This window comes from Reyranella sp. (genome assembly GCF_017305915.1).
Taxonomy (GTDB): Bacteria; Pseudomonadota; Alphaproteobacteria; order Reyranellales; family Reyranellaceae; genus Reyranella.
The window spans coordinates 211,383-231,835 of sequence record NZ_JAFKJN010000008.1; the positions used below are offsets into that span (position 1 = coordinate 211,383).

The 20,453-nt window shown below is 67.0% G+C and carries 23 protein-coding genes; 9 read left to right on the forward strand and 14 right to left on the reverse strand.

Annotated features, from left to right (window positions below; translation table 11 throughout):
* Window positions 1-5: 5 nt before the first annotated feature.
* Genes purL through purC form a run of 4 tightly spaced genes read right to left on the reverse strand, consistent with a single transcriptional unit; the run spans window position 6 to window position 3,987 of the window.
* Entirely contained in the window at window positions 6-2,276 is a 2,271-nt protein-coding gene (gene purL, locus J0J01_RS06000; protein WP_296379325.1) for a phosphoribosylformylglycinamidine synthase subunit PurL, read from the reverse strand.
* On the reverse strand, window positions 2,273-2,962 hold the full coding sequence (gene purQ / locus J0J01_RS06005; protein WP_296379326.1) for a phosphoribosylformylglycinamidine synthase subunit PurQ: 690 nt from the start codon (window positions 2,960-2,962) through the stop codon (window positions 2,273-2,275). Before purQ ends, purL begins: the two co-directional genes overlap by 4 nt.
* Window positions 2,962-3,201 carry a phosphoribosylformylglycinamidine synthase subunit PurS gene (gene purS / locus J0J01_RS06010; protein ID WP_296379327.1) on the reverse strand — a complete coding sequence of 80 codons (240 nt, stop codon included), beginning with the start codon at window positions 3,199-3,201 and terminating at the stop codon, window positions 2,962-2,964. The genes purQ and purS overlap by 1 nt, the downstream gene beginning before the upstream one ends.
* A gap of 21 nt (window positions 3,202-3,222) precedes the next feature.
* A complete protein-coding gene (gene purC, locus J0J01_RS06015) occupies window positions 3,223-3,987 on the reverse strand; it encodes a phosphoribosylaminoimidazolesuccinocarboxamide synthase (protein WP_296379328.1) in 765 nt (254 codons plus the stop codon).
* A gap of 153 nt (window positions 3,988-4,140) precedes the next feature.
* Here purC and J0J01_RS06020 point away from each other — a divergent pair, with 153 nt between their 5' ends.
* Entirely contained in the window at window positions 4,141-5,262 is a 1,122-nt protein-coding gene (locus tag J0J01_RS06020) for a ferritin-like domain-containing protein (protein WP_296379329.1), read from the forward strand.
* A gap of 380 nt (window positions 5,263-5,642) precedes the next feature.
* On the opposite strand, the gene J0J01_RS06025 is transcribed toward J0J01_RS06020, so the two are convergent.
* From J0J01_RS06025 to J0J01_RS06050, 6 genes are read right to left on the reverse strand one after another with little or no spacing between them, the layout of a single operon-like run.
* Window positions 5,643-6,035 carry a helix-turn-helix domain-containing protein gene (locus J0J01_RS06025; RefSeq protein WP_296379330.1) on the reverse strand — a complete coding sequence of 131 codons (393 nt, stop codon included), beginning with the start codon at window positions 6,033-6,035 and terminating at the stop codon, window positions 5,643-5,645.
* Complete coding sequence (locus J0J01_RS06030; protein WP_296379331.1) at window positions 6,028-6,348, reverse strand: type II toxin-antitoxin system HigB family toxin; 321 nt, start codon at window positions 6,346-6,348, stop codon at window positions 6,028-6,030. Before J0J01_RS06030 ends, J0J01_RS06025 begins: the two co-directional genes overlap by 8 nt.
* A 43-nt stretch (window positions 6,349-6,391) precedes the next feature.
* Window positions 6,392-7,093 (reverse strand): class I SAM-dependent methyltransferase, encoded by a 702-nt coding sequence (locus J0J01_RS06035; protein ID WP_296379332.1) that lies wholly within the window; start codon window positions 7,091-7,093, stop codon window positions 6,392-6,394.
* Complete coding sequence (locus J0J01_RS06040; protein ID WP_296379333.1) at window positions 7,093-8,127, reverse strand: glycosyltransferase family 2 protein; 1,035 nt, start codon at window positions 8,125-8,127, stop codon at window positions 7,093-7,095. Before J0J01_RS06040 ends, J0J01_RS06035 begins: the two co-directional genes overlap by 1 nt.
* 25 nt (window positions 8,128-8,152) lie before the next feature.
* Window positions 8,153-8,695, reverse strand: coding sequence for a carbonic anhydrase (locus J0J01_RS06045; protein ID WP_296379334.1), 543 nt, complete (start codon window positions 8,693-8,695; stop codon window positions 8,153-8,155).
* Complete coding sequence (locus J0J01_RS06050; RefSeq protein WP_296379335.1) at window positions 8,692-9,540, reverse strand: MaoC family dehydratase N-terminal domain-containing protein; 849 nt, start codon at window positions 9,538-9,540, stop codon at window positions 8,692-8,694. The genes J0J01_RS06045 and J0J01_RS06050 overlap by 4 nt, the downstream gene beginning before the upstream one ends.
* A gap of 88 nt (window positions 9,541-9,628) precedes the next feature.
* Between J0J01_RS06050 and J0J01_RS06055 the strand changes: the two genes are divergently transcribed.
* Window positions 9,629-9,958 carry a DUF1476 domain-containing protein gene (locus J0J01_RS06055; protein WP_296379336.1) on the forward strand — a complete coding sequence of 110 codons (330 nt, stop codon included), beginning with the start codon at window positions 9,629-9,631 and terminating at the stop codon, window positions 9,956-9,958.
* A gap of 178 nt (window positions 9,959-10,136) precedes the next feature.
* Here J0J01_RS06055 and purB read toward each other — a convergent pair whose 3' ends face one another.
* Window positions 10,137-11,546 (reverse strand): adenylosuccinate lyase, encoded by a 1,410-nt coding sequence (gene purB / locus J0J01_RS06060; RefSeq protein WP_296379337.1) that lies wholly within the window; start codon window positions 11,544-11,546, stop codon window positions 10,137-10,139.
* A 53-nt stretch (window positions 11,547-11,599) separates the two neighbouring features.
* Here purB and J0J01_RS06065 point away from each other — a divergent pair, with 53 nt between their 5' ends.
* A complete protein-coding gene (locus tag J0J01_RS06065; protein ID WP_296379338.1) occupies window positions 11,600-12,397 on the forward strand; it encodes an HAD-IIB family hydrolase in 798 nt (265 codons plus the stop codon).
* Window positions 12,398-12,407: 10 nt separating this feature from the next.
* A complete protein-coding gene (locus J0J01_RS06070) occupies window positions 12,408-13,040 on the forward strand; it encodes a MarC family protein (protein ID WP_296379339.1) in 633 nt (210 codons plus the stop codon).
* A 30-nt stretch (window positions 13,041-13,070) separates the two neighbouring features.
* Here the strand turns inward: J0J01_RS06070 and J0J01_RS06075 are convergent, their stop codons facing one another.
* Window positions 13,071-13,661, reverse strand: coding sequence for a hypothetical protein (locus J0J01_RS06075; RefSeq protein ID WP_296379340.1), 591 nt, complete (start codon window positions 13,659-13,661; stop codon window positions 13,071-13,073).
* 242 nt (window positions 13,662-13,903) lie between these two features.
* Here J0J01_RS06075 and J0J01_RS06080 point away from each other — a divergent pair, with 242 nt between their 5' ends.
* The 5 genes from J0J01_RS06080 to J0J01_RS06100 all read left to right on the forward strand — a co-directional run bounded on the left by J0J01_RS06080 (window position 13,904) and on the right by J0J01_RS06100 (window position 18,540).
* Entirely contained in the window at window positions 13,904-14,563 is a 660-nt protein-coding gene (locus J0J01_RS06080) for a DUF459 domain-containing protein (protein WP_296379341.1), read from the forward strand.
* Complete coding sequence (locus J0J01_RS06085) at window positions 14,560-15,879, forward strand: hypothetical protein (protein WP_296379342.1); 1,320 nt, start codon at window positions 14,560-14,562, stop codon at window positions 15,877-15,879. Before J0J01_RS06080 ends, J0J01_RS06085 begins: the two co-directional genes overlap by 4 nt.
* Before the next feature lie 10 nt (window positions 15,880-15,889).
* Window positions 15,890-17,302 carry an MBOAT family protein gene (locus J0J01_RS06090; protein ID WP_296379343.1) on the forward strand — a complete coding sequence of 471 codons (1,413 nt, stop codon included), beginning with the start codon at window positions 15,890-15,892 and terminating at the stop codon, window positions 17,300-17,302.
* Between the two features lie 11 nt (window positions 17,303-17,313).
* Window positions 17,314-17,586, forward strand: coding sequence for a hypothetical protein (locus J0J01_RS06095; RefSeq protein ID WP_296379344.1), 273 nt, complete (start codon window positions 17,314-17,316; stop codon window positions 17,584-17,586).
* A gap of 81 nt (window positions 17,587-17,667) precedes the next feature.
* Entirely contained in the window at window positions 17,668-18,540 is an 873-nt protein-coding gene (locus tag J0J01_RS06100; protein WP_296379345.1) for a fumarylacetoacetate hydrolase family protein, read from the forward strand.
* Between the two features lie 152 nt (window positions 18,541-18,692).
* Here J0J01_RS06100 and J0J01_RS06105 read toward each other — a convergent pair whose 3' ends face one another.
* Together J0J01_RS06105 and J0J01_RS06110 are read right to left on the reverse strand one after the other, a co-directional pair.
* Window positions 18,693-19,340 carry a TetR/AcrR family transcriptional regulator gene (locus J0J01_RS06105; protein WP_296379346.1) on the reverse strand — a complete coding sequence of 216 codons (648 nt, stop codon included), beginning with the start codon at window positions 19,338-19,340 and terminating at the stop codon, window positions 18,693-18,695.
* Window positions 19,341-19,355: 15 nt separating this feature from the next.
* Entirely contained in the window at window positions 19,356-20,417 is a 1,062-nt protein-coding gene (locus J0J01_RS06110) for an alpha/beta hydrolase (RefSeq protein WP_296379347.1), read from the reverse strand.
* Window positions 20,418-20,453 lie beyond the last annotated feature (36 nt).

Consider the following 20,453-nt stretch of genomic DNA (forward strand, 5'->3'; position numbering starts at 1 on the left):
ACCCCTTATTCAACGGCACTCATATAGGCCGGCAGCCAGTCCTCGTGGGCTTTCTTGATGTCGGCCAGAGGCAGCGAGACCAGCCCCTCGACCACCAGCGATGCCCCGCCCGAGTAGCCGAGCAGGACCGCCGGCACGCCGGCCGCCCTGGCGGCCTCGAGGATGTCGTGGCCCGAGCCCGAAGCGACCAGGTAGCGGGCTTGATCCTCGCCATAGAAAAACGCGTGTGAGGGAACGCCCGTTCCGGCCGGCTGCTTCATGGTGACGCCGGTGCCGCCGGCAATGCACATCTCGGCCAGGCCGACCAGCAGGCCGCCGTCCGACAGATCGTGGCACGCCTGCGCCCGGTCCGCCAGGATCTGGCCGCGCACGAAGTCGCCGTTGCGCCGCTCGACCGCCAGATCGACCGGCGGCGGTGCGCCATCCTCGCGGCCGTGCAGCTCGCGCAGGTACAGCGACTGGCCGAGCCAGCCCCGGGTCTCGCCGACCAGGATGATCGCCAGGCCCGCCTGGGTCAGCCGCGAGCCGACGGCATGGCCGATGTCCTCGATCACGCCGACCGCGCCGATCGTGGGCGTCGGCAGGATCGGCCGGCCCTCGGTCTCGTTGTAGAGCGAGACGTTGCCGCTCACGACCGGGAAGTCGAGGACGCGACACGCCTCCGCCATTCCTAGAATGGCGCCGGCAAATTGCCCCATGATCTCGGGCTTCTGCGGGTTGCCGAAATTCATGTTGTCGGTGACGGCGAGCGGCGTCGCACCGGTCGCGGTGATGTTGCGCCACGCCTCGGCGACGGCCTGGCGGCCGCCGGTCTCGGGATGGGCCTGCACGTAGCGCGGCGTGCAGTCCGACGTCATGGCGAGACCTTTGTGGCCGGCGCCTGTAGCTCCCTTGGGCACGCGCACCAGCGCCGCGTCGCCGTCCTGCGGCCGGATCGCGGTGTTGCCCATGATCAGGTGATCGTACTGGTGCCAGATCCACGCCTTGCTCGCGAGGTCGGGGCAGCCCATCAGCTTGAGCAGCGCGGCGTTCCAGTCGCCAATGGAGTTGCCGGGCGCCGGCACCTTCGAGGCGTCGACCGCAGCCGGCAGCTCGGTCAGGGTCCACGGCCGCTCGTACATCGGCGCCTCGGTGACCAGCGGCGGGATCGGGATGTTGCCGACGACATCGCCGTGCCAGGTCAGCACCATGCGCTCGCTGTCGGTGAGATGGCCGATCACCGCGAAGTCGAGCTCCCACTTCTCGAAGATCCGGCGGGCGAGATCCTCGCGGCCGGGCTTGAGCACGATCAGCATGCGCTCTTGGCTCTCGGAGAGCATCAGCTCGTACGGGTTCATGCCCGCCTCGCGCATCGGCACCTTGTCGAGCTCGACCACGACGCCGAGGCCGCCCTTGGCCGCCATCTCGAACGAGGAGGAGGTGAGGCCGGCCGCGCCCATGTCCTGGATGGCGACGATCGCATCGGTCGCCATCAATTCGAGGCAGGCCTCGAGCAGCAGCTTCTCGACGAACGGGTCGCCGACCTGCACGGTCGGCCGCTTCTCCTCGCTGTCCTCGTTGAACTCGGTCGAGGCCATGGTCGCGCCATGGATGCCGTCGCGGCCGGTCTTCGAGCCGACATAGACCAGCGGATTTCCGACGCCCGCGGCGGCCGCGTAGAAGATGCGGTCGGACGGCGCGATGCCCACGGTCATGGCATTCACGAGGATGTTGCCGTTGTAGGCGGCATGGAAGTTGGTCTCGCCGCCGACGGTCGGGATGCCCATGCAGTTGCCGTAGCCGCCGATGCCTGCGACCACGCCCGACACCAGGTGCCGGGTCTTGGGGTGCGACGGATCGCCGAAGCGCAGCGCATTGAGGTTCGCCACCGGCCGGGCGCCCATGGTGAAGACGTCGCGCATGATGCCGCCCACGCCCGTCGCCGCGCCCTGGTAGGGCTCGATGTAGGAGGGGTGGTTGTGGCTCTCCATCTTGAAGATGGCGGCCTGGCCGTCGCCGATGTCGATGACGCCGGCATTCTCGCCCGGACCCTGGATCACCCAGGGCGCCTTGGTCGGCAGCTTCTTCAGCCACACCTTCGACGACTTGTAGGAGCAATGCTCGCTCCACATCGCCGAGAAGATGCCGAGCTCCACCATGGTCGGCTCGCGGCCCATGATCTTGAGCAGCCGCTCGTACTCGTCGGGCGCGAGGCCATGCTCGGCGACGATCTGCGGCGTGATCTTCGGTTCGTTGGGAAGCTTGACCGGCGGGTTCTTCTCGACAGCAATCGTCACGACAGCGCCTCGACCAGTCCCTCGAACAACGCCTTGCCGTCGCAGCCGCCGAACAGCGGCTCCACGGCGTTCTCCGGGTGCGGCATCAGGCCCATCACCGTCTTGCTCTCGTTGAACACGCCGGCGATGTTGCGGATCGAGCCGTTCGGGTTGCCGCTGCCGTCGACCGTGCCGTCGGGCGCACAGTAGCGGAAGGCGATCTGGCCGCGATCCTCGAGCCGCTTCAGGGTGTCGGCGTCGGCGAAGTAGTTGCCCTCGGCATGAGCGACCGGGACCTTGATCACCTGGCCGGCTTGGTAGCGGTTGGTGAACAGGCTCTGGCTGGTCTCGACCTTGAGATGCACGTCGCCGCAGACGAACTTGAGCTTCTCGTTGCGCATCAGCACGCCGGGCACCAGGCCCGCTTCGGCGGCGATCTGGAAGCCGTTGCAGATGGCCAGCACCGGCACGCCCTGCGCCGCGCGCTTCTTCACCTCGGCCATCACCGGCGACTGCGCCGCCATGGCGCCGCAGCGCAGATAGTCGCCGTAGGAGAAGCCGCCCGGCAGCACGATCAGGTCGGTCTTCTCGAAGTCGCCGTCGCCGTGCCAGACCATCTGGGGCTTGCGGCCGGTGACCAGCTCGATCGCCTGCGCGACATCGCCCTCGCGGTTCGAGCCGGGGAAGACGAGGACCGCCGCTTTCATCAGATCATCTCGATCGAGTAGTTCTCGATCACCGTGTTGGCGAGGAGCTTCTTGCACATGTCCTCGACCCGGGCCTTGGCCTTCGCCTTGTCGGTCTCGGCGATCTCCAGCTCGATGACCTTGCCCTGGCGGACGTCGCCCACTTCGGGGAAGCCGAGGCGATTGAGGGAATGTCCGATGGCCTTGCCCTGGGGGTCGAGCACGCCGTTCTTCAGGGTCACGTGAACTCTAGCTTTCATGGGGGGCTTTCATCTCACCTCTTATTGGAGCGTCGTCGGGCCGCGCACGTCGCCGGGGCCCTGGTCGATCAAAATGCCCAGCCGGCGGGCCACCTCTTGATACGCCTCCTCGACCTTGCCGAGGTCGCGGCGGAAGCGGTCCTTGTCCATCTTCTCGTTGGTGCGCAGGTCCCACAGCCGGCAGGAATCCGGGCTGATCTCGTCGGCAAGCACGATGCGGACCATGTCCTCCTCATATAGGCGGCCGAACTCGATCTTGAAGTCGACCAGCTTGATGCCGCAGCCGAGGAACAGGCCGAACAGGAAGTCGTTCACGCGCAGGGTCAGTGCGACGATGTCGTCGAGATCCTGCGGCGTCGCCCAGCCGAAGGCGGTGATGTGCTCCTCGGTGACCATCGGGTCGCCGAGCTGGTCGTTCTTGTAGAAGAACTCCATGATCGAGCGCGGCAGCTGGGTGCCTTCCTCGACCCCGAAACGCTTGGCGAAGGAGCCGGCTGCGACATTGCGCACCACCACCTCGAGCGGGATGATCTCGACCTGTCGGATGAGCTGCTCGCGCATGTTCAGGCGGCGGATGAAATGGGTCGGCACGCCGATCTCGCCGAGCTTGGTCATCAGGAACTCGGAGATCCGGTTGTTGATCACCCCCTTGCCGGTGATCGTGCCTTTTTTTTGGTTGTTGAACGCGGTCGCGTCGTCCTTGAAGTACTGGACGATGGTCCCGGGCTCTGGCCCCTCGAACAAGGTCTTGGCCTTGCCCTCGTAGATGCGGCGGCGGCGGGACATTTGCTACTCCTGTGCGGACGGCCGGCACCGTCCGCCCCCTTGCAGGGTATCGGGCCGGAATATGGCGGAAACCCCATGGAACGGGATTGGGGAAAAATCCATTGAAAAAGGTGACGCAGACGTCATAAATCGGATGGGAACGGGAGGCCCCACATGGCCCAGCAGATCACGTACGACAAGGCCTATGACGCGGTCGCGCCGGAAGATTTTCCGGCCATGCTCGAGGTGCCGCGCTACGGCCGCCGCAGCGACGCCTTCGACGGCATCATTTCGGCCACCCACGACCATTTCTGGGACCCGTTCGACAAGAGCTACATCGACTTCGACCAGCCGTTCGACCTGGCGAGCCAGCAGATCATGCCGTCGGACACCATCATCGAGTTGCGTTGCGAGGCGGTGACGGCCCGGCTGGACGAGCGGCAGAGGGTCCGGCTGGCCAACGACGTCACCCACTGGTCGCTCTCGAACCTGCTGCACGGCGAGCAGGGGGCGCTGTCGCTGTCGGCCAGCCTGTGCCACGTGCTGGTCGATCCGGGCGCGCAGGAATATGCCGCCAACCAGGCGCGCGAAGAGGCCCGCCACGTTGCCGGCTTCACCCGCTACATCGCCAGCCGCTGGGGCGCGCCGCTGCCGGTCGGCAAGACGATCGAGACGGTGCTGAAGGATCTGGTCAGCACGCCGGAGGTCTACAAGAAGATCGTCGGCATGCAGATGCTGATCGAGGGCATCGCCATGGGTGCCTTCGCGACCTTCAACGCCAAGACCGCCGATCCCGTCCTGCGCCGGCTGGTGCAGCTCGTCATGAGCGACGAGGCGTTCCATCACCGCTTCGGCCGGCTGTGGGCGGCCAAGACCATCCGGCACCTCAGCGACGAGGAGCACAAGAAGGTCGAGGACTGGTCGGCGCAGCTCTTCCAGATGCTGCTGTTCAACCTGATCAACAGCGAGCAGAAGCAGGTGATCTATGCCAAGTACGGCCTGCACTGGGAATGGGTGCGCGACGCCCTGAAGGACACCTTCGGCGACGAGGAGCGGCGCGCCCAGCTCAAGGAGAGCACCAACATCTTCCGCGTCCTGATCAAGACGCTGCTGCATGCCGGCATCATCACCTCGCGCACCGCGCCGCTCTACGCGGTGTGGGTCGACATGGAGGAGCTCAAGGCCGAGGGCGACGCCATCCCGGGCGACGTCGTCGCCGACGAGATGCTGGTCGTGCTGCGCGAGATCAACGCCAAGCGCCGCCGCATCGGCGCCAAGGACGTGGCGGCGGCCTAAGTCCGATTGCTGCCGTTTTCGGCCGTTTTCGCCGTCTTTGTCGAAGGCGAGTACGGTCGGAACGCCAAGTCTTTGAGTTGGCGGGATTCTTCGCCGCAGCCCGGCGAGGGAAAACCGCGATGAACGGTCGAAAACGGTCGGCAACGGCCGAATCGCTGAGGGACGTTGAAGGGGCGGCATCTTGGACTTCTGCTTGCGGTCTCGATGGTGCAAGCAGGATAGGCGCCTCCCGCCCAAGCACCTATTTTGGGCAATGGCTGCGATTTTTTGCCAAGGAAATCAGGGACCGATTCCCGTTCCATTGCCCATAATGAGGCTCGCTCATACAGGCTTATCCACACCCGAATAGGCATCTCGAAGCGAAGGTGATCCGAAGTGGTCTAAGCGGCTCGCCGCGGATGCGCTTGCTTGATCCGCGACGGCCGGATCAGGATGTCCGTCGAGATGCCGAGCTTGTCGTGCAGTCGTCGGATCATGTTGATCGACAGGCCGCGGCGGCGATTCAGCACTTCGGCAATGCGGGTGCGGCTGCCGACGATCCCCTCGAGGTCCTTGCGGCTGAGATTCTGCTGCTCCATCCGGAACTTGATCGCTTCGATAGGATCGGGCGGATCCATGGGAAAGTGCTGGCTCTCATAGACATCGATCAGGGTCGCCAGCACGTCCAGCCGGTCACCCTTGGCCGTACCGGCCTTCGCGCCCCACAGGCGCTCCACCTCGGCCAGAGCGGCCTCGTAGTCGGCTTCGGTGCGGATCGGTTTCACGTCACTCATATCTGATCCTCCTCACATCGATGCGATCGTAGTCCCGGTGGGTGCCGATCCATTTGATCCAGACGATGCCCTTTTCGAAGTCGACTGCCACGACAAGCCGATAGTCGTTGCCCTTGACGTTGAACACGACGCGATCCGCCGACACGATGCTGGCCGACGCATACAGTCGCTTGATATCGGCCGTGCTTGTCCACTGTGCCGTACGGACCTCGGTGAACCAGGCATCTAACGCTGCCTTCAACGCCGGCCGATCCTTGTGTCCCGCGCGGCTTTCGACAAATCGTCGAAGGGTTCGCCGGGCAATGATCCTCATGTTCGTTCTTTGTATCATGCGCCCATTTTGGGTGCAAGGATACCTATGGCTTGCGCGCCAGGACGAAGGCCGACAGGCCGGCGAGGCGGTTCATCGGGAACAGCGGCAGCTCGGCGGCGCACGCCGCCGCGAGCAAGCCGTTGCTGAGCGCGCCATGCTTCTTGAGGCTGCTGCGCGGCGTGCCGTCGCCGCGGGTGGCGAGGCGGACGGCGGCGGCGAGCGGGAAGATCAGGCCGAAGTAGTAGGCGCCCTTCACGATCTCCAACCCGCCGGTGCGCATCGCTTGCTCGATCTCGCCCAAAGTGTAGCGGCGCTTGTGCTCGAGGAAGACGTCGTGGCCGCTCCACAGCAAGCGGAACGCCGGCACGGTCACCAGGAAATGCGCGCCCGACGGCACCCTGGCCGCGTAATGGCGCACCAGGCCGGCGTCGTCGTCGACGTGCTCCAGCACGTCCATCATCAGCACCAGGTCGCAGTCGGTCGCGTCGCAGTCGCGCCGGTAGAGCACCGGCTTGCCGGCCTCGCTGTCGTCGCGGTCGTGCTCGTAGCCGATGTCGACGCAGAGCGCCGATTGCGCGCCGTTGGCCAGCAGATGCCGCGAGAAGAAGCCCGAGCCGGCGCCGACATCGAGCAGGCGCTGCGGCCGCAGGGCGGCCACCATCCGGCGCAGCGCCGCCGCCTTGGCGCGGTAGTACCAGTGCCGGCCGATGTCGCCGCCCAGGATGTCCTCTTCCTTGAGGTCCATCAGGCCTGCGGCGGTTGGGGGTCTTCGTAGACGCCCTCGACGACGTAGATCGGCCGGCCCTTCACCTCGAGGAACAGGCGGCCGAGATACTCGCCGATGATGCCGATCGACAGGAGCTGGATCGCGCCCATGCCCAGCACGGCGATCAACAGCGAGGCATAGCCGGGCGTGTCGATGCCGAAGATCAGCACCCGTCCGATGATGAAGAGGGCGTACAGCGCCGCGATCGCCGCGATCGCGAGCCCGCCGTAGAACGAGGCCCGGAGCGGCACGGTCGAGAAGCTGACCACGCCGTCGAGCGCGAAGTTCCACAGCCGCCACAGGTTGAACTTGCTCGAGCCCGCGGCGCGCTGCGGCCGCTCGTAGGGCACGCCGACCGCGTTGAAGCCGACCCAGGCGAACAGCCCCTTCATGAAGCGGTTGCGCTCGGGCAACTGGCGCAGCACCTCGACCGCGCGGCGGTCGACCAGGCGGAAGTCGCCGACGTTGGGTGGGATGCGCACCGGCGACATGCGGTTGAACGCCCAGTAGAACCAGCCGGCCGACAGCCGCTTGCTCATGGTGTCCCAGGCCCGCTTCTGGCGCACGCCGTAGACGATGTCGTAGCCCTCGCGCCAGCGCTCGATGAACGGGATGAACAGGTCGGGCGGATCCTGCAGGTCGATGTCCATCGGGATCAGGATGTCGCCCCGGGCATGGTCGATGCCGGCGGTCAGCGCCGCTTCCTTGCCGAAGTTGCGCGACAGGTTGACGATGCGGATGCGGGCATCGCGCCGGCCGCAGTCGAGCAGCCGGCTCAGCGTGTCGTCGCGCGAGCCGTCGTTCACGAACACGATCTCGAAGCGCAGCCCGGCACGGTCGAGGAACGGCTCGACCGTGGTCAGGAAGATGTCGATCGATTCCTCTTCGTTGAACACCGGCACGACCAGCGACAGCAGCGGATCGGCCGGCCGGCGGGCGCGCTGGACGGCGAGCTGGCGCTCGAGGGCGGACGACGACTTGGCCGGCAAGGGGGGCAGGGACGAGTCGGGCACGACCGCCAGTCTACACCATCGGCCGTCAGGCGACGACTTCGACCGCGCCGTTCAGGTCCATGATGCCGAGCTCGACCTTGAGGTCGGGATAGCGCTTGGCGACCTCGTCCCGGAACTGGTTGAGCACGCCGGCATGGGTCTTGGTCTCGAAGGCGGTGTCGGTCTTGATCCGGTCGCCGTAGGCGACCACGGCCGCGCCGCAGTCGCGGTGGGTGATCGCCACCACCCGCTTGATTTCGTGCAGGCCGTAGGAAATTTTCAGGTTGTCCCAGAAGGTCTTCTGCCAATCGGCGAAGACAGGGGCGACGATGCCGATCGGGCCGCCCGCGATGTTGAACTGACTGTACAGGTTCTGCCAGCCGCGGCTCGACATGTAGGCCCAGGTGTTGGTGGTGAAGCGCGGGTCGATGCACTTCACCAGCATTGCCTCGTAGCCCGTGTCGAGCGCCAGGGCGGGCGTGGTCAGGGTTGCGGCGGTTGCCGCGGCCGCGAAGCCGAAGCCGAGCGCGCGCCGGCGCGACAGCATTGCGAGACAGCCGCAGCCGGCATGGTGAAGCGTGTGGGTCATCGGAAGGTGGCCTTTCCCAGTTGTGCCAATCCCCCTTTGGCGTTGGCAATCCAGGTCGTGAGCGAGCCGTCGGGCTCGCGGCGCGCCGCGACCGTGAGCGGCGCCCCGGCGAACACCGGTGACAGCGCGCGGAACTCGAAGGTCGCGGGTGTCCTGGCGGGCGTGGCGCGGCGCGCCAGCTCGATCTGCAGCAGGCCCATCAGCGGCCCGTGCACGATCAGGCCGGGATAGCCCTCGACGCCGGTCACGTAGGGCTGGTCGTAGTGGATGCGATGGCCGTTGAAGGTCAGCGCCGAGAAGCGGAACAGCAGCACCGGATCGGGCACGATCGTCTTGGCGGTCGTGGAATCGGTCGGCGCGGCCTTGGGGTCGCGGACGGCCTCGCCGGGCTTGGCGGCCTCGCGATAGACGATGTCGTGCTCCTCGATCAGCGCCGTGCCGCGGGGCCCGGAGAGCGTATGTTGCACGGTGACGAACACCATCGCGCCCGTGGCGCCGGACTTGGGCTCGATCGACTTGATCGTCGAGACGCGCCTGGCGGTCTCGCCGATGCGGATCGGCTCGCCGTCGAAACGGAAGCGGCTGCCTGCCCACATGCGGCGCGGCAGGTCGATCGGCGGCAGGAAGTCGCCGCGCTCGCCATGGCCGTCCGGACCGATCTTCGATGCCGGCGCGACCTCGAGGAAATAGAGCCAGTGCCACAGCGGCGGCAGCGGATTGCCCATGCGCGGCTCGGGATCGCGCTCGTCCAGGGTGGCGATCAGCGCCTTGGCCGGCCAGGGGGCGACGAAGTCCTCCACCGACTGGGTTCGGCCGATCCAGGAGCGCATGTCATCAAGCGGCATGCCCTGATTCTGCCACTCCCGGCATGGGGTGGAAAGGCCGCGCCGTGCTGCTATAACCCGCCGCGACAGCCCCTGCGGAGCGCCTGAGATGACGACGTTCGACGATCGCGAAAAAGCCCACGAGAACAAGTTCAGCCACGACATGGAGCTGCAGTTCAAGGCGCGCGCCCGCAAGAACAAGATGTTGGGCCTGTGGGCCGCCGGCCTGATGGGCAGGAGCGGCGCCGATGCCGAGGCCTATGGCAACGAGATCGTGCTGGCCGACTTCGAGAAGCCGGGCGACCACGACGTCATCCACACCCTGATGCGCGACCTCGCCGCCGCCGGCAAGCCGACCGAGGAGCATACGATTCGCAGGCAGGGCGAGCGCTTCCTGGTCGAGGCGACCAAGCAGGTGATGAGCGAGGTGAAGAGGTAGCGCGCTTCAACGCAATCTTCCCCATTCATATGGGGAAGTGCCCCCGTCTTACGGGGGCGAAGGGGTCGGAGGCCACGACCGCGTTGTCGCCGATGACCCCTCCGTCGGCGTAAGACGCCGACACCTCCCCATTTGAATGGGGAGGAGGGGCTGCGCGGCTCCCTTCAACGTCGTGTAATCACTTCCTGGCAAGCTCGCCAGCGAGGCCTGTGTAGTTCTCGGGACGAAGCGCCTTGAGCCGCGCCTTCATGTCCGGGCCGATATCGAGGCCGTCGATGAAGGTGGCGAAATCCTCCATCGTCACCTGCTTGCCGCGCGTGAGTGCCTTCAGCTTCTCATACGGCATCTCGACATCGGCGACGCGGAGGACCGTCTGGATCGCTTCGGCGAGGACTTCCGGGTGCGTCGTGAGGGCATCGCGAAGGGCGGTTTCATTCACGCTGATCTTGCCGAAGCCGCGCACGAGCGAATGGTAGCCGATGAGCGCATGCGCGAAGGCGGTGCCGAAGGTGCGCTCCACGGTGGAGTCCGAGAGATCGCGCTGAAGGCGTGAGATCGGCAGCTTTCTCGAGAGATGCTCGAAAAGCGCGTTGGCAACGCCGAAGTTTCCTTCCGCATTCTCGAAATCGATCGGATTCACCTTGTGCGGCATGGCCGACGAGCCGACCTCGCCCTCTTTCGGCTTCTGCGTCACCCATCCGTCCGAGATGTACCGCCACACGTCCTGCGACAGATCGATGAGGATCGTGTTGATGCGGCGGAAGTTGTCGAACATCTCCGCATAAGTGTCGTGTGGCTCGATCTGGGTCGTCACCTCGTTGAGCGCGAGGCGTACGGACCGTGTCTTGTCCGCACCTGCCGCGTTCAACCTCTCCGCAAAGGAATGCGCAAAGGCGAGCCAATCTATTTGCGGAAGAGCCACCATCTGGGCGTTGTAGTTGCCTGAAGGTCCGCCCCACTTCACGAGGATGGAGCTGCTCTTGAGGGCCGTGACCTGCTTGGCGAGACGCCGCGCGAAGACGTTCATCTCCTTGCCGAAGGTCGTCGGCGTCGCGCTCTGTCCATGGGTGCGCGCGAGCATGGCCGTATCGGCATGTGCCCGGGCGAGACCGACAATCTCGCTCTCCACCTTCTCGAGTGCCGGCAGCATCACCGCTTCGAGCGCTCCGCGAAGGGCGAGTGCATGGGCGGTGCTGTTCACGTCCTCGGAGGTGAGCGCGAAATGCACCCACTCGAGGACGTCGACAAGGCTCGAGTTCTTGAGCTTGAGCTTGATGAAGTACTCGACCGCCTTCACATCGTGATTGGTTGCGGGAACACCGCCATAGCCCTCGTGCTCGAACTTCTTGATGATCTGTGCGTCCTCGATCGAGATATCGGGCAGCGCGCGAAGCATCTTCTTTTCGTCCGCCGTAAGCGGACGTATCCCGACGCCCTTGGTCTCCGAGAGTGCCGTGAGATACTCGCACTCGACGGTCACGCGCATTTTCATGAGCGCGTATTCGCTGAAATAGGGAGCAAGCGCCTCGGCGGTTGCGCGATATCGGCCGTCGACGGGACTCACAGCGGTAAGGGCTTCGAGGTGCATTGGGGGGCTTTTAGCTCCGATCTCCCGCCCGCGCCATGTTAAGAAGTGGCGCAATGAAGCCGCTTTCCGACTGCCCCAAAGCCACCCTGGCCGCGATCCGGGGGGTCCTCACCGACATCGACGAAACCGTCTCCACCGCGGGCCATCTCACGCCCGAGGCCTATGCCGCCCTGGCGGCGCTCCGGAAGGCGGGCCTGCTGGTCATCCCGGTCACCGGCCGGCCGGCCGGCTGGTGCGACATGATCTGCCGGTTCTGGCCGGTCGACGCCGTGGTCGGCGAGAACGGCGCCTTCTGGATGTGGCACGACGACAAGGCGAAGAAGCTGCGCGCCCGCTTCATCCAGACCGAGGCCGAGCGCGCCGACGGCCGCCGCCGCCTCGAGACCGTGCGCGCCGACGTGCTGCGCGAGGTGCCGGGCGCCGGCATCGCCTCCGACCAGCCCTATCGCCTGGCCGATCTCGCCATCGACTTCTGCGAGGACGTGCCGCCTCTGCCGCGCGCCGACATCGACCGCATCGTCGCGATCTTCGAGCGCCATGGCGCCCACGCCAAGGTGAGCTCGATCCACGTCAACGGCTGGTTCGGCGACTACGACAAGCTCACCACCAGCACGGCGATGATGGCCGAGCTGTTCGGCGTCGATCTCGCGCGCGAGGCCGACCGTTACGTCTTTTCCGGCGACTCGCCCAACGATTCGCCGATGTTCGGGTTTTTTCCCAATGGCGTCGGCGTCGCCAATGTGCGTGACTTCGCCGATGCCATGCCGCACCTGCCGCGCTGGGTCACGCGGGCCCGCTCCGGCGCAGGCTTCGTCGAGCTGGCCGAGGCGCTGATCGCGGCGAGATCCTGAGGGGGCCCGGGTGGGAACGAGTTTCACGCACACGTTCATCTACGAGCTGGTGACGCTGTTCGTCATCCTCGATCCGGTCTCCACCATCCCGATCTTCCTCACCGCCACGTTGGGGCAGCCGCGCCGCGAGGCGTTGAAGGTGGCGGCTTTCGCCTTGGCGATCTCCTTCGCCGTCCTGCTGTTCTTCATCTCCGGCGGCCAGCTCCTGCTGCGGGTGCTGCATATCCCGATGGAGTCGTTCCAGCTCGCCGGGTCCATCGTGCTGCTGCTGTTCGGCCTCAAGCTGGTGCTCGGCAAGGTCACCGAGGAGGCCGCGGGGATCCCGGAAGGCACGTCGGTCTACGAGCGCGCCATCCATCCGCTCGCCATTCCGGGCATCGCCGGGCCGGGCGCCATGCTGACGGTGGTGCTGCTGGCCGACAACGACACCCGCACCTTCGGGGAGCAGGCGATCACCGCCGGCCAGCTCTCGATCTGCCTGCTGGTGATGTTCGGCCTCTTTGCGGCGTCGAGCTTCCTGTACCGCGTGCTGGGCCGCGGCGGCGTCGAGGTGATCAGCCGGGTGTTCGGCCTGATCCTGGCCAGCATCGCGGTGAACAACATGATCATCGCCATCAAGCTGAGCTTCGGGCTCGCAGCCTGATCCGGGCTCCTGTCCTCAGGGGCCCCGTCCTCAGGGTACCGGCGCCACGACCAGCGAGCCGAAGCGGATCACGCTGTCGGCCTGGCTCCAGACGCCGACCGTGCCGGCCATCGGCAGGCTGGCGTCGGTCGCCTTGAACACCGGCTTGTCGTCGAGCGAAACCTCGAAGCTCGCGCCTTTCAGGATCACCCGCAGGGCATGCCAGCGGTCGCTCGCGATGTCGATGCCGTCATGGCTCTTGATCAGGGCGCGGCGGCCGCGCTGCATGCGATAGAGCTGGACCTTGCCTTCCAGGGCGTCGGCCCGCACCACGTAATAGTCGTTGGCGCTCTGGGCGCGCAGCACCAGCCCGGCCGCCCGGGCGTGGTTGCCGCCGACCGCCTTGAAACGCAGGGTGGCGTCGACATCGCGCGCCACCGTCTGCGCGGAAATGCACAGCGGAAAATGCAGGTCGGTGGCGTCGCCGCCGGTTTCGCTCAGCGCCCAGCCGCCCAGCGCCACCGGGTCCTGCACCGCTTCCCATTGCGCGATCCGGCCGACGCCGGTGATGCCCTGGGTGCAGGCGATCTTGCCGTCGGAAGTGGTGAGCGGCGCTACCAGTTGGGCCTGCGCTGGCGTCATCGAAACTGTCGCCAGGAGCACGAGCCCTGCACGGAAAATCAACATGACCCTCCTACGATGTCGCACGAAACAGTCGCCAAGTCTGCCCGTGCAGGATGTATGATGCCGGCGGAGATGGGGGTTCGATGGTCGCAGGGCGTCGGCAGCTCGGGGTTGCCTTTGGGTTTTGGGCTTTTTCGACGGCATTTCTTCCCGTAGCAGGTTGGGCCAAGGACGAGCCGTCCGCCGGCGGCGACAAAAAAGTGTCGCCCGCGAAGGTGACGATCGCCGTGGTCGGCGATTCGCTGGCGGACGGCATCTGGGGCGGCATCTACCGCAAGCTCTATCGCGACAAGCGCTTCAGCGTCTATCGGGGCGCCAAGAATTCCATCGGCTTCGGCGGCGGCGACCTGCTGGACGCGCTCGACCGCCCCTTCGAGGCGGGCCCGGTCGATGCCGTGGTGATGATGGTCGGCGCCAACGACCGGCGCGGCATCTACGCCACCGACGGCAACCTGGCGGCCGCCTACAAGTCGCCGCAATGGCCGGCTGCCTACCGCGCCCGCGTCGACAGGTTCATGGACAGCGCGACCGGCCATCTGGTGCCGCTGGTCTGGGTGCTGCTGCCGGTGATGCGCGACGACGGCGCCGATACCGACAGCAGGCAGATCAACGACATCGTCTGCGCCGCCGCCGATTCCCGCGCCCTCGTGGCGACGGTGCCGACGCGGCCGCTGACGATCGACCCGGAAGGCAAGTATGCTGCCTACCTCAAGGACGCCAAGGGCCAGCAGCGGCTGGTCCGCGACAGCGACGGCGTCCATTTCACCGACTACGGGTACGACATGATCGCCGATCAGGTCCTGGCGAAGCTGAACGACGTCTCGAGCAAGATCGGCAGCGTGACGAGCGCAGCGAAATGATCGGCCAGGCCTGGCGCGGCTGGCTGCCGCGCGCGGCGACGGCATCGACCTGCATGGCGATCCTGCTGCTGTCGAGCTGCGTCGAGTCGAGCTCGTCGGCGCCGAACGCGTCATCCGGCGGCCGGTCGGGCGCCGGCCTGACGGCGTTCCACGAGGCGCTGGCGTCGCTCGAGGCGGGCCGCACGCAGCGCGTCAACATCGTGCAGATCGGCGACAGCCACACCGCGGGCGACCATTTCAGCGGCCGGCTGCGCGAGCTGTTCCAGGGCCAGTTCGGCAATGCCGGCCGCGGCATGCTGCCGCCCGGCTCGCCGTTCCCCTACTGGCGGCCCTACCAGGTCCATGTCGCGCAGAAGGGCCGCTGGGAGGTGCTGTCGAGCAACAAGCGCGACTATGCGCAAGTGCCCTACGGTCTGTCCGGCTTCGTCCTGCGCTCCCGTGCCGCCGGCGCCTCGATCGCGCTGGAGGCCGACAGCGCCTTCGACACCGCCGAGGTGACGTTCTTCCGCCGCTCGGCGGGCGGCCATATCGACGTGCTGGTCGACGGCAGCAGGGTGGGCGACATCGACACCCGTGGCACCGACTGGCAGATGGACCGCAAGTCGTTCACCGCGCGCAGCGGCGCCATGACCTTCGAGCTGCGGCCGCGCGGCGACGGCGAGGTCGCCATCGCCGACTGGTCGATCTGGCGCAACACCCGCGGCGTCGCGCTGTCGAGCCACGGCTTCGTCGGCGCCGAGGTCAGCCTGATGGACCGCTGGAGCGGCGCCAATGTCGCGGCCCAGCTCCAGCAGCTCTCGCCGGCGCTGATCATCCTCGCCTTCGGCACCAACGAGGGCTTCGATCCGGTCGACATGCTGGGCGACTACGGCACGATTCTGGAATCGCGCGTCACCCAGTTGAAGCAGGCGGTCCCCAACGCCTCGATCGCCATCGTCGGGCCGCCGGACGCCGACCGGCTGCCGGACTATTGCGGCGTGCGCGGGCCGATGCGGGACACCCTGCGCTGCGCGCCGCTCAGCGCCACCGAGGCGCAGGAGTACGGCCGGCTGCTCGCCCGCCGCGACCGCAGCCTCTGCCGCTGGCACGCCCCGGCCGGCGTCGCCCTGGTGCGCCAGCAGCAGCGCCAGGTCGCCGAGCGCACCGGCGCCTTCTTCTGGGACTGGTCGTCGGTGCAGGGCGGCGAGTGCGGCGCCACGCGCTGGGCGCAGGAGGGACTCGGCCATCGCGACCGCGTGCACATGATGGAGGGCGGCTACGCGCTGTCGGCCGACCGTTTCCACGAGGCGCTGATGAGGGGCTACCGGAAGCGCTGACCGGCCGGCGATGGTCTTTCCCACCCTCAACTTCCTGATCTTCTATCTCGGCATCTGGCCGCTGTCGTGGCTGCTGGTGCGCGCCCGCCGGCATGGCTTGCACAAGCTCGCGATCATCGCCGCCAGCTACATCTTCTACGCCGCATGGAGCACCAAGTTCACCCTGCTGCTGCTCGCCAGCGTCTGCCTCAACTGGGGCACCGGCCGGCTGATCGGGGCGAGCGGCGACAAGCGCCAGCGCCGGCTGGTCGTCGGTGTCGGCGTGGCGCTCAACCTCGCGCTGCTGGGCTACTTCAAGTACTGGAACTTCTTCATCGAGAATTTCGACGAGCTGCTGCGCAGCGCCGGCCTCCAGGCCGAGATGCCGTACTGGGAGATCGTGCTGCCGGTCGGCATCTCGTTCTTCACCTTCCAGGGCATCTCCTACATCGTCGACCTCTATCGCGGCGATTTAGACCGGCCGCGGCGGTTCGTCGACGTGATGCTGTTCATCTCGTTCTTCCCGCACCTGGTGGCAGGGCCGATCGTGCGCGCCGCTTCCTTCCTGCCGCAGCTCGAGAAGCCGCCCAACCCCAACCGGGTGTTCGTCAGCCTCGGCGTCTGCCTGGTCGGCTGGGGCGTGTTCAAGAAGGCGGTGGTGGCCAACTGGCTGTCGGTCGACCTGGTCGATCCTGTGTTCCGCACGCCGCTGGAATATGGCGGCGCCGACATCCTGATGGCGGTCTACGGCTACGCCATCCAGATCTATTGCGACTTCAGCGCCTACTCGGACATCGCCATCGGCGTCGCCGCGCTGCTGGGCTACCGCTTCCAGCGCAACTTCCACCAGCCCTACCGTGCGCCGTCGCTGCAGGACTTCTGGCGGCGCTGGCACATGTCGCTGTCGAGCTGGCTGCGCGACTACCTCTACATCCCATTGGGCGGCAGCAAGAAGGGCAGGGTCCGGACCTACGTCAACCTGCTGCTGACCATGGTGATCGGTGGCCTGTGGCATGGTGCTGCCTGGCACTACGTCGTCTGGGGCGCGCTGCATGGCGGCGGGCTGGCGGTCGAGCGGGCGACCGGCCTCGACCGGGCCTCGCCATGGCCGTGGCGCCAGGTGCTGCGCATCGTACTGGTCTTTCACTTCGTCTGCTTCTGCTGGATCTTCTTCCGCGCCAAGGACATGACGGCGGCCACCGACATCCTAGGACAGCTCACCGACTGGTCGGCCGCGCCGCAGCTCGTCACGCCCTTCCTGATCGGTCTGGTGGTGCTGGGGTTCATGATGCAGGCGACACCCCAGGACCTGCTGCAACGCCTCGACCGGCTCTATCACGCGCTGTCGCCCTGGACTGTCGGGGTGCTGGGCGGCCTGCTGCTGCTGCTGATCGAGGCGTTCGGCGGCGACGGCTCGGCGCCCTTCATTTACTTCCAGTTCTGAAGGGAATGCCGATGGCGCCAAACGACAAGGACAGCGCGCTGGGAACCGAGGAGCTCGAGCAGGGGCTGCGGCCTGCCCCGGCGCTCGACTTCGCCAAGATCGCGATCGTGGCGGTGGCGATGCTGCTGGTCTTCAATTCGGCGGCGCTGCTCGACTGGACGCGGCAGGCCAATCCCGGCCCGGTGATCGCCGCCCTCGAGGGACCGGCCCAGCGCTGGCACGAGGCCATGGTCCGGCTGGGCACGGCCGGCCTTTTCAAGCGCCTGAAGGAGCTCGCGCCCTAGCTTGGCTTGACCGCGTGCGCGGGACGGAGGAGTTTACGCCGCAATCGCGATCCGGGGCCTTGAACTAAAGGGGGAAACACCATGCGTCTGTGCACCATCAACAGCGGCGGCAAGCCGGCGGTCGGCGTGAAAATGGGCGACGGCAAGGTCATCGACCTCAGCAAGCAGATGCCGCGCGGGCCGAAGTCGGTGGTCGAGATCCTGGCCGGCGGCAGGAAGCTGCAGGCGGCGGTGGCCAAGGCCTGCGCCAAGCCCAAGGCCGGCGCCACGGTGTCGGAGAAGTCGGCCAAGTACCTCTGCCCGATCCCGGCGCCCGGCAAGATCCTGTGCATCGGCCTCAACTACCGCAAGCACGCCGAGGAGACCGGCAGCCCGATCCCGGACTATCCGGTGGTGTTCACCCGCTTCAACAACACGCTGGTGCCGCACAACGGCAAGATGCTGTCGACCACCCATTCGGTGCAGTACGACTGGGAGGCCGAGCTCACCGTCGTGATCGCCAAGAAGTGCCGCAACGTGCCGAAGGAGAAGGCGCTGTCGGTGATCGGCGGCTATGCCTGCTTCAACGACGGCTCGATCCGCGACTGGCAGAGCAAGTCGGGCCGCCAATTCACGCTGGGCAAGAACTTCGACGGCACCGGCGGCTTCGGCCCAGACATCGTGACGGCCGACGAGCTGCCGAAGGGCGGGGCACCGCTGCGCATCATGACCCGCGTCAACGGCGAGGTCATGCAGGACAGCAACACCGACGACCTGATCTTCGACGTGCCGACGCTGGTGAGCGAGCTCTCCAAGGTGATGACGCTCGATCCGGGCGACATCATCATCACCGGCACGCCGTCGGGCGTGGCGATGGCGCGCAACCCGCAGCCCTGGCTGAAGAACGGCGACGTCTGCGAGGTCGAGATCGAGAAGATCGGCGTCCTGCGCAACGTCATCGCCCAGGGCGGCTGAGCAAGAAACCCTCCCCATTCAGATGGGGAGGTGGCAGCGTCTTACGCTGACGGAGGGGTCATGAGCCGCGGCTCGTGGCCCCTTCGCGTATGACCCCTCCGCCCGCGACTACGCGGGCACCTCCCTATGGGAATGGGGAGGGAGGCTATGGCCTAAGAATCTTTCTTCGGCAGGTTCGCGATCCCGCCCATCATCATGCGGGTTGCGAACTCGATCGCGCCTTCGGTGTCGACCGGGTCGCGCGCCGCCATGGCCACCGAGATCTCGAACACCACGCCCGACAGGGCTGCGGCGAGGTAGGCCGGATCGACCCGGGGCAGCACGCCGCGCTCCATGGCGGCTGTGATGTCGTCGACGAGCTGGCGCGACATCACCTGCAGGTCGGGTTTCTCGATCAGGGCGCGGATCGGCGCCACGTTGGCGCGGCCGAACGCCAGGACCTCGGGCTCGTTCACCACGAAGGTGATGTAGGTCGAGATGTGGCTGCGGAAGAACTCCTCGGCGGTGCGCGCCCGGGCGCGGCCGCCGCGATGGCGCCGCATGATCTCGACGCTCATCTCGCGCACGACGGCCTCGAAGATCTCGGCCTTGTCCTTGAAGTAGTTGTAGAAGGTGCCGGAGGCGAGGTCGGTGCGGCGCACGATGTCGCGTACGCCGGCGGCGCCGTAGCCCATCTCGGCGAACACGGTGCGCGCGGCCTTGAGCAGGGCGGCGCGGTTCTCCGCCTTGTTCTGTTCGCGCCGGCCCGCGCGCTCGCTCGAGCTTCGCGCCGCCGTCGTCAAGCCCGCCTGCTCGGTCATCCCGTACGCCTCAGCTCATCGCCCGAGCCGCGCCAGCTCGTGCCTTAATCCCGCCACCATATCATCCATTGCGCGCGCCGCCGCATGCAAAGCGCCGCGCATGCCGATGAAGCCGTGGATCAGGGAATCGAACTCGCGATGGACCACCTTGACCCCCGCCGCGGCGAGCTTGTCGGCATAGGCCTGGCCTTCGTCGCGCAGCGGGTCGAGGCCGGCGGTGAAGATCAGGGCCGGCGGCAGGCCGGAGAGGTCGGTCGCCTTGAGCGGCGAGACGCGCGGATCGGCGATCTGCGCCATGTCCTCGAGATAGAGGCCGCGCATCCATTCCATGTCGTCGCGGTCGAGCAGGAAGCCCTTGCCGCAGGAGGCGTGCGATGCCGAGTCGGCGGCGAGGTCGGTGGCCGGGTAGATCAGCCATTGCAGGCAGGGCGCGCGCGCCTCGCCGCGCACCAGGTGGGTCGCCACGGTGGCGAGCGTGCCACCGGCCGAATCGCCGGCCACGACGATGCGGTCGGGATCGATGCCGACGTCGATCGCTTCGGCCGCCAGCCAGCGGAACGACGCCACGGCGTCGTCGAGCCCGGCCGGGAACTTGTGCTCGGGCGCGAGGCGATAGTCGACTGCGACCACCGCGCAGCCGGTGCGGGCGCAGAAGAAGCGGCAGGGCAGGTCGTAGGCCTCGAGGCTGCCGATTACCCAGCCGCCGCCGTGGAAATAGAGGATGCCCGGCAGCAGCCGCGCCACCGAGCCGGCCGGTCGATAGATCCGCACCCGGAGCCGCCCGCCGGGGCCCGCGATGGTGCGGTCGACGATCTCGCCGACCGGCGCCGGGCGGCCCGACATCACCGGCTGGAACAGGTCGAACTCGGCGCGCGCCTGGGCGACGCCCAGCCGATGCAGGGGCTGCTGGCCGCTATTGACCAGAAGCTTCAGGAACCACTGGGTGCGCGAATCGAGGGTGCGGCCGTCGACGGTGATGGGCTGGCCGGCCAGCAGGTTGACCCACGAGATCGGCATGCCCAGGGCCAGGTTGGCCGCCTTGCCCTGAAACTGGCGCGCGATCTCCTTAAGCTCCATCGCCGGTGTCCTAGCATGTCCTCGACGGCCCGGCAC

Bases quoted from the DNA above. Each gene is read 5' to 3' on its own strand.
- purQ (WP_296379326.1), bottom strand. From the start codon at position 2,962: ATGAAAGCGGCGGTCCTCGTCTTCCCCGGCTCGAACCGCGAGGGCGAT.
- purS (WP_296379327.1), bottom strand. From the start codon at position 3,201: ATGAAAGCTAGAGTTCACGTGACCCTGAAGAACGGCGTGCTCGACCCC.
- purC (WP_296379328.1), bottom strand. From the start codon at position 3,987: ATGTCCCGCCGCCGCCGCATCTACGAGGGCAAGGCCAAGACCTTGTTC.
- J0J01_RS06020 (WP_296379329.1), top strand. From the start codon at position 4,141: ATGGCCCAGCAGATCACGTACGACAAGGCCTATGACGCGGTCGCGCCG.
- J0J01_RS06025 (WP_296379330.1), bottom strand. From the start codon at position 6,035: ATGAGTGACGTGAAACCGATCCGCACCGAAGCCGACTACGAGGCCGCT.
- J0J01_RS06030 (WP_296379331.1), bottom strand. From the start codon at position 6,348: ATGAGGATCATTGCCCGGCGAACCCTTCGACGATTTGTCGAAAGCCGC.
- J0J01_RS06035 (WP_296379332.1), bottom strand. From the start codon at position 7,093: ATGGACCTCAAGGAAGAGGACATCCTGGGCGGCGACATCGGCCGGCAC.
- J0J01_RS06045 (WP_296379334.1), bottom strand. From the start codon at position 8,695: ATGACCCACACGCTTCACCATGCCGGCTGCGGCTGTCTCGCAATGCTG.
- J0J01_RS06050 (WP_296379335.1), bottom strand. From the start codon at position 9,540: ATGCCGCTTGATGACATGCGCTCCTGGATCGGCCGAACCCAGTCGGTG.
- J0J01_RS06055 (WP_296379336.1), top strand. From the start codon at position 9,629: ATGACGACGTTCGACGATCGCGAAAAAGCCCACGAGAACAAGTTCAGC.
- purB (WP_296379337.1), bottom strand. From the start codon at position 11,546: ATGCACCTCGAAGCCCTTACCGCTGTGAGTCCCGTCGACGGCCGATAT.
- J0J01_RS06065 (WP_296379338.1), top strand. From the start codon at position 11,600: ATGAAGCCGCTTTCCGACTGCCCCAAAGCCACCCTGGCCGCGATCCGG.
- J0J01_RS06075 (WP_296379340.1), bottom strand. From the start codon at position 13,661: ATGACGCCAGCGCAGGCCCAACTGGTAGCGCCGCTCACCACTTCCGAC.
- J0J01_RS06085 (WP_296379342.1), top strand. From the start codon at position 14,560: ATGATCGGCCAGGCCTGGCGCGGCTGGCTGCCGCGCGCGGCGACGGCA.
- J0J01_RS06090 (WP_296379343.1), top strand. From the start codon at position 15,890: ATGGTCTTTCCCACCCTCAACTTCCTGATCTTCTATCTCGGCATCTGG.
- J0J01_RS06095 (WP_296379344.1), top strand. From the start codon at position 17,314: ATGGCGCCAAACGACAAGGACAGCGCGCTGGGAACCGAGGAGCTCGAG.
- J0J01_RS06100 (WP_296379345.1), top strand. From the start codon at position 17,668: ATGCGTCTGTGCACCATCAACAGCGGCGGCAAGCCGGCGGTCGGCGTG.
- J0J01_RS06105 (WP_296379346.1), bottom strand. From the start codon at position 19,340: ATGACCGAGCAGGCGGGCTTGACGACGGCGGCGCGAAGCTCGAGCGAG.
- J0J01_RS06110 (WP_296379347.1), bottom strand. From the start codon at position 20,417: ATGGAGCTTAAGGAGATCGCGCGCCAGTTTCAGGGCAAGGCGGCCAAC.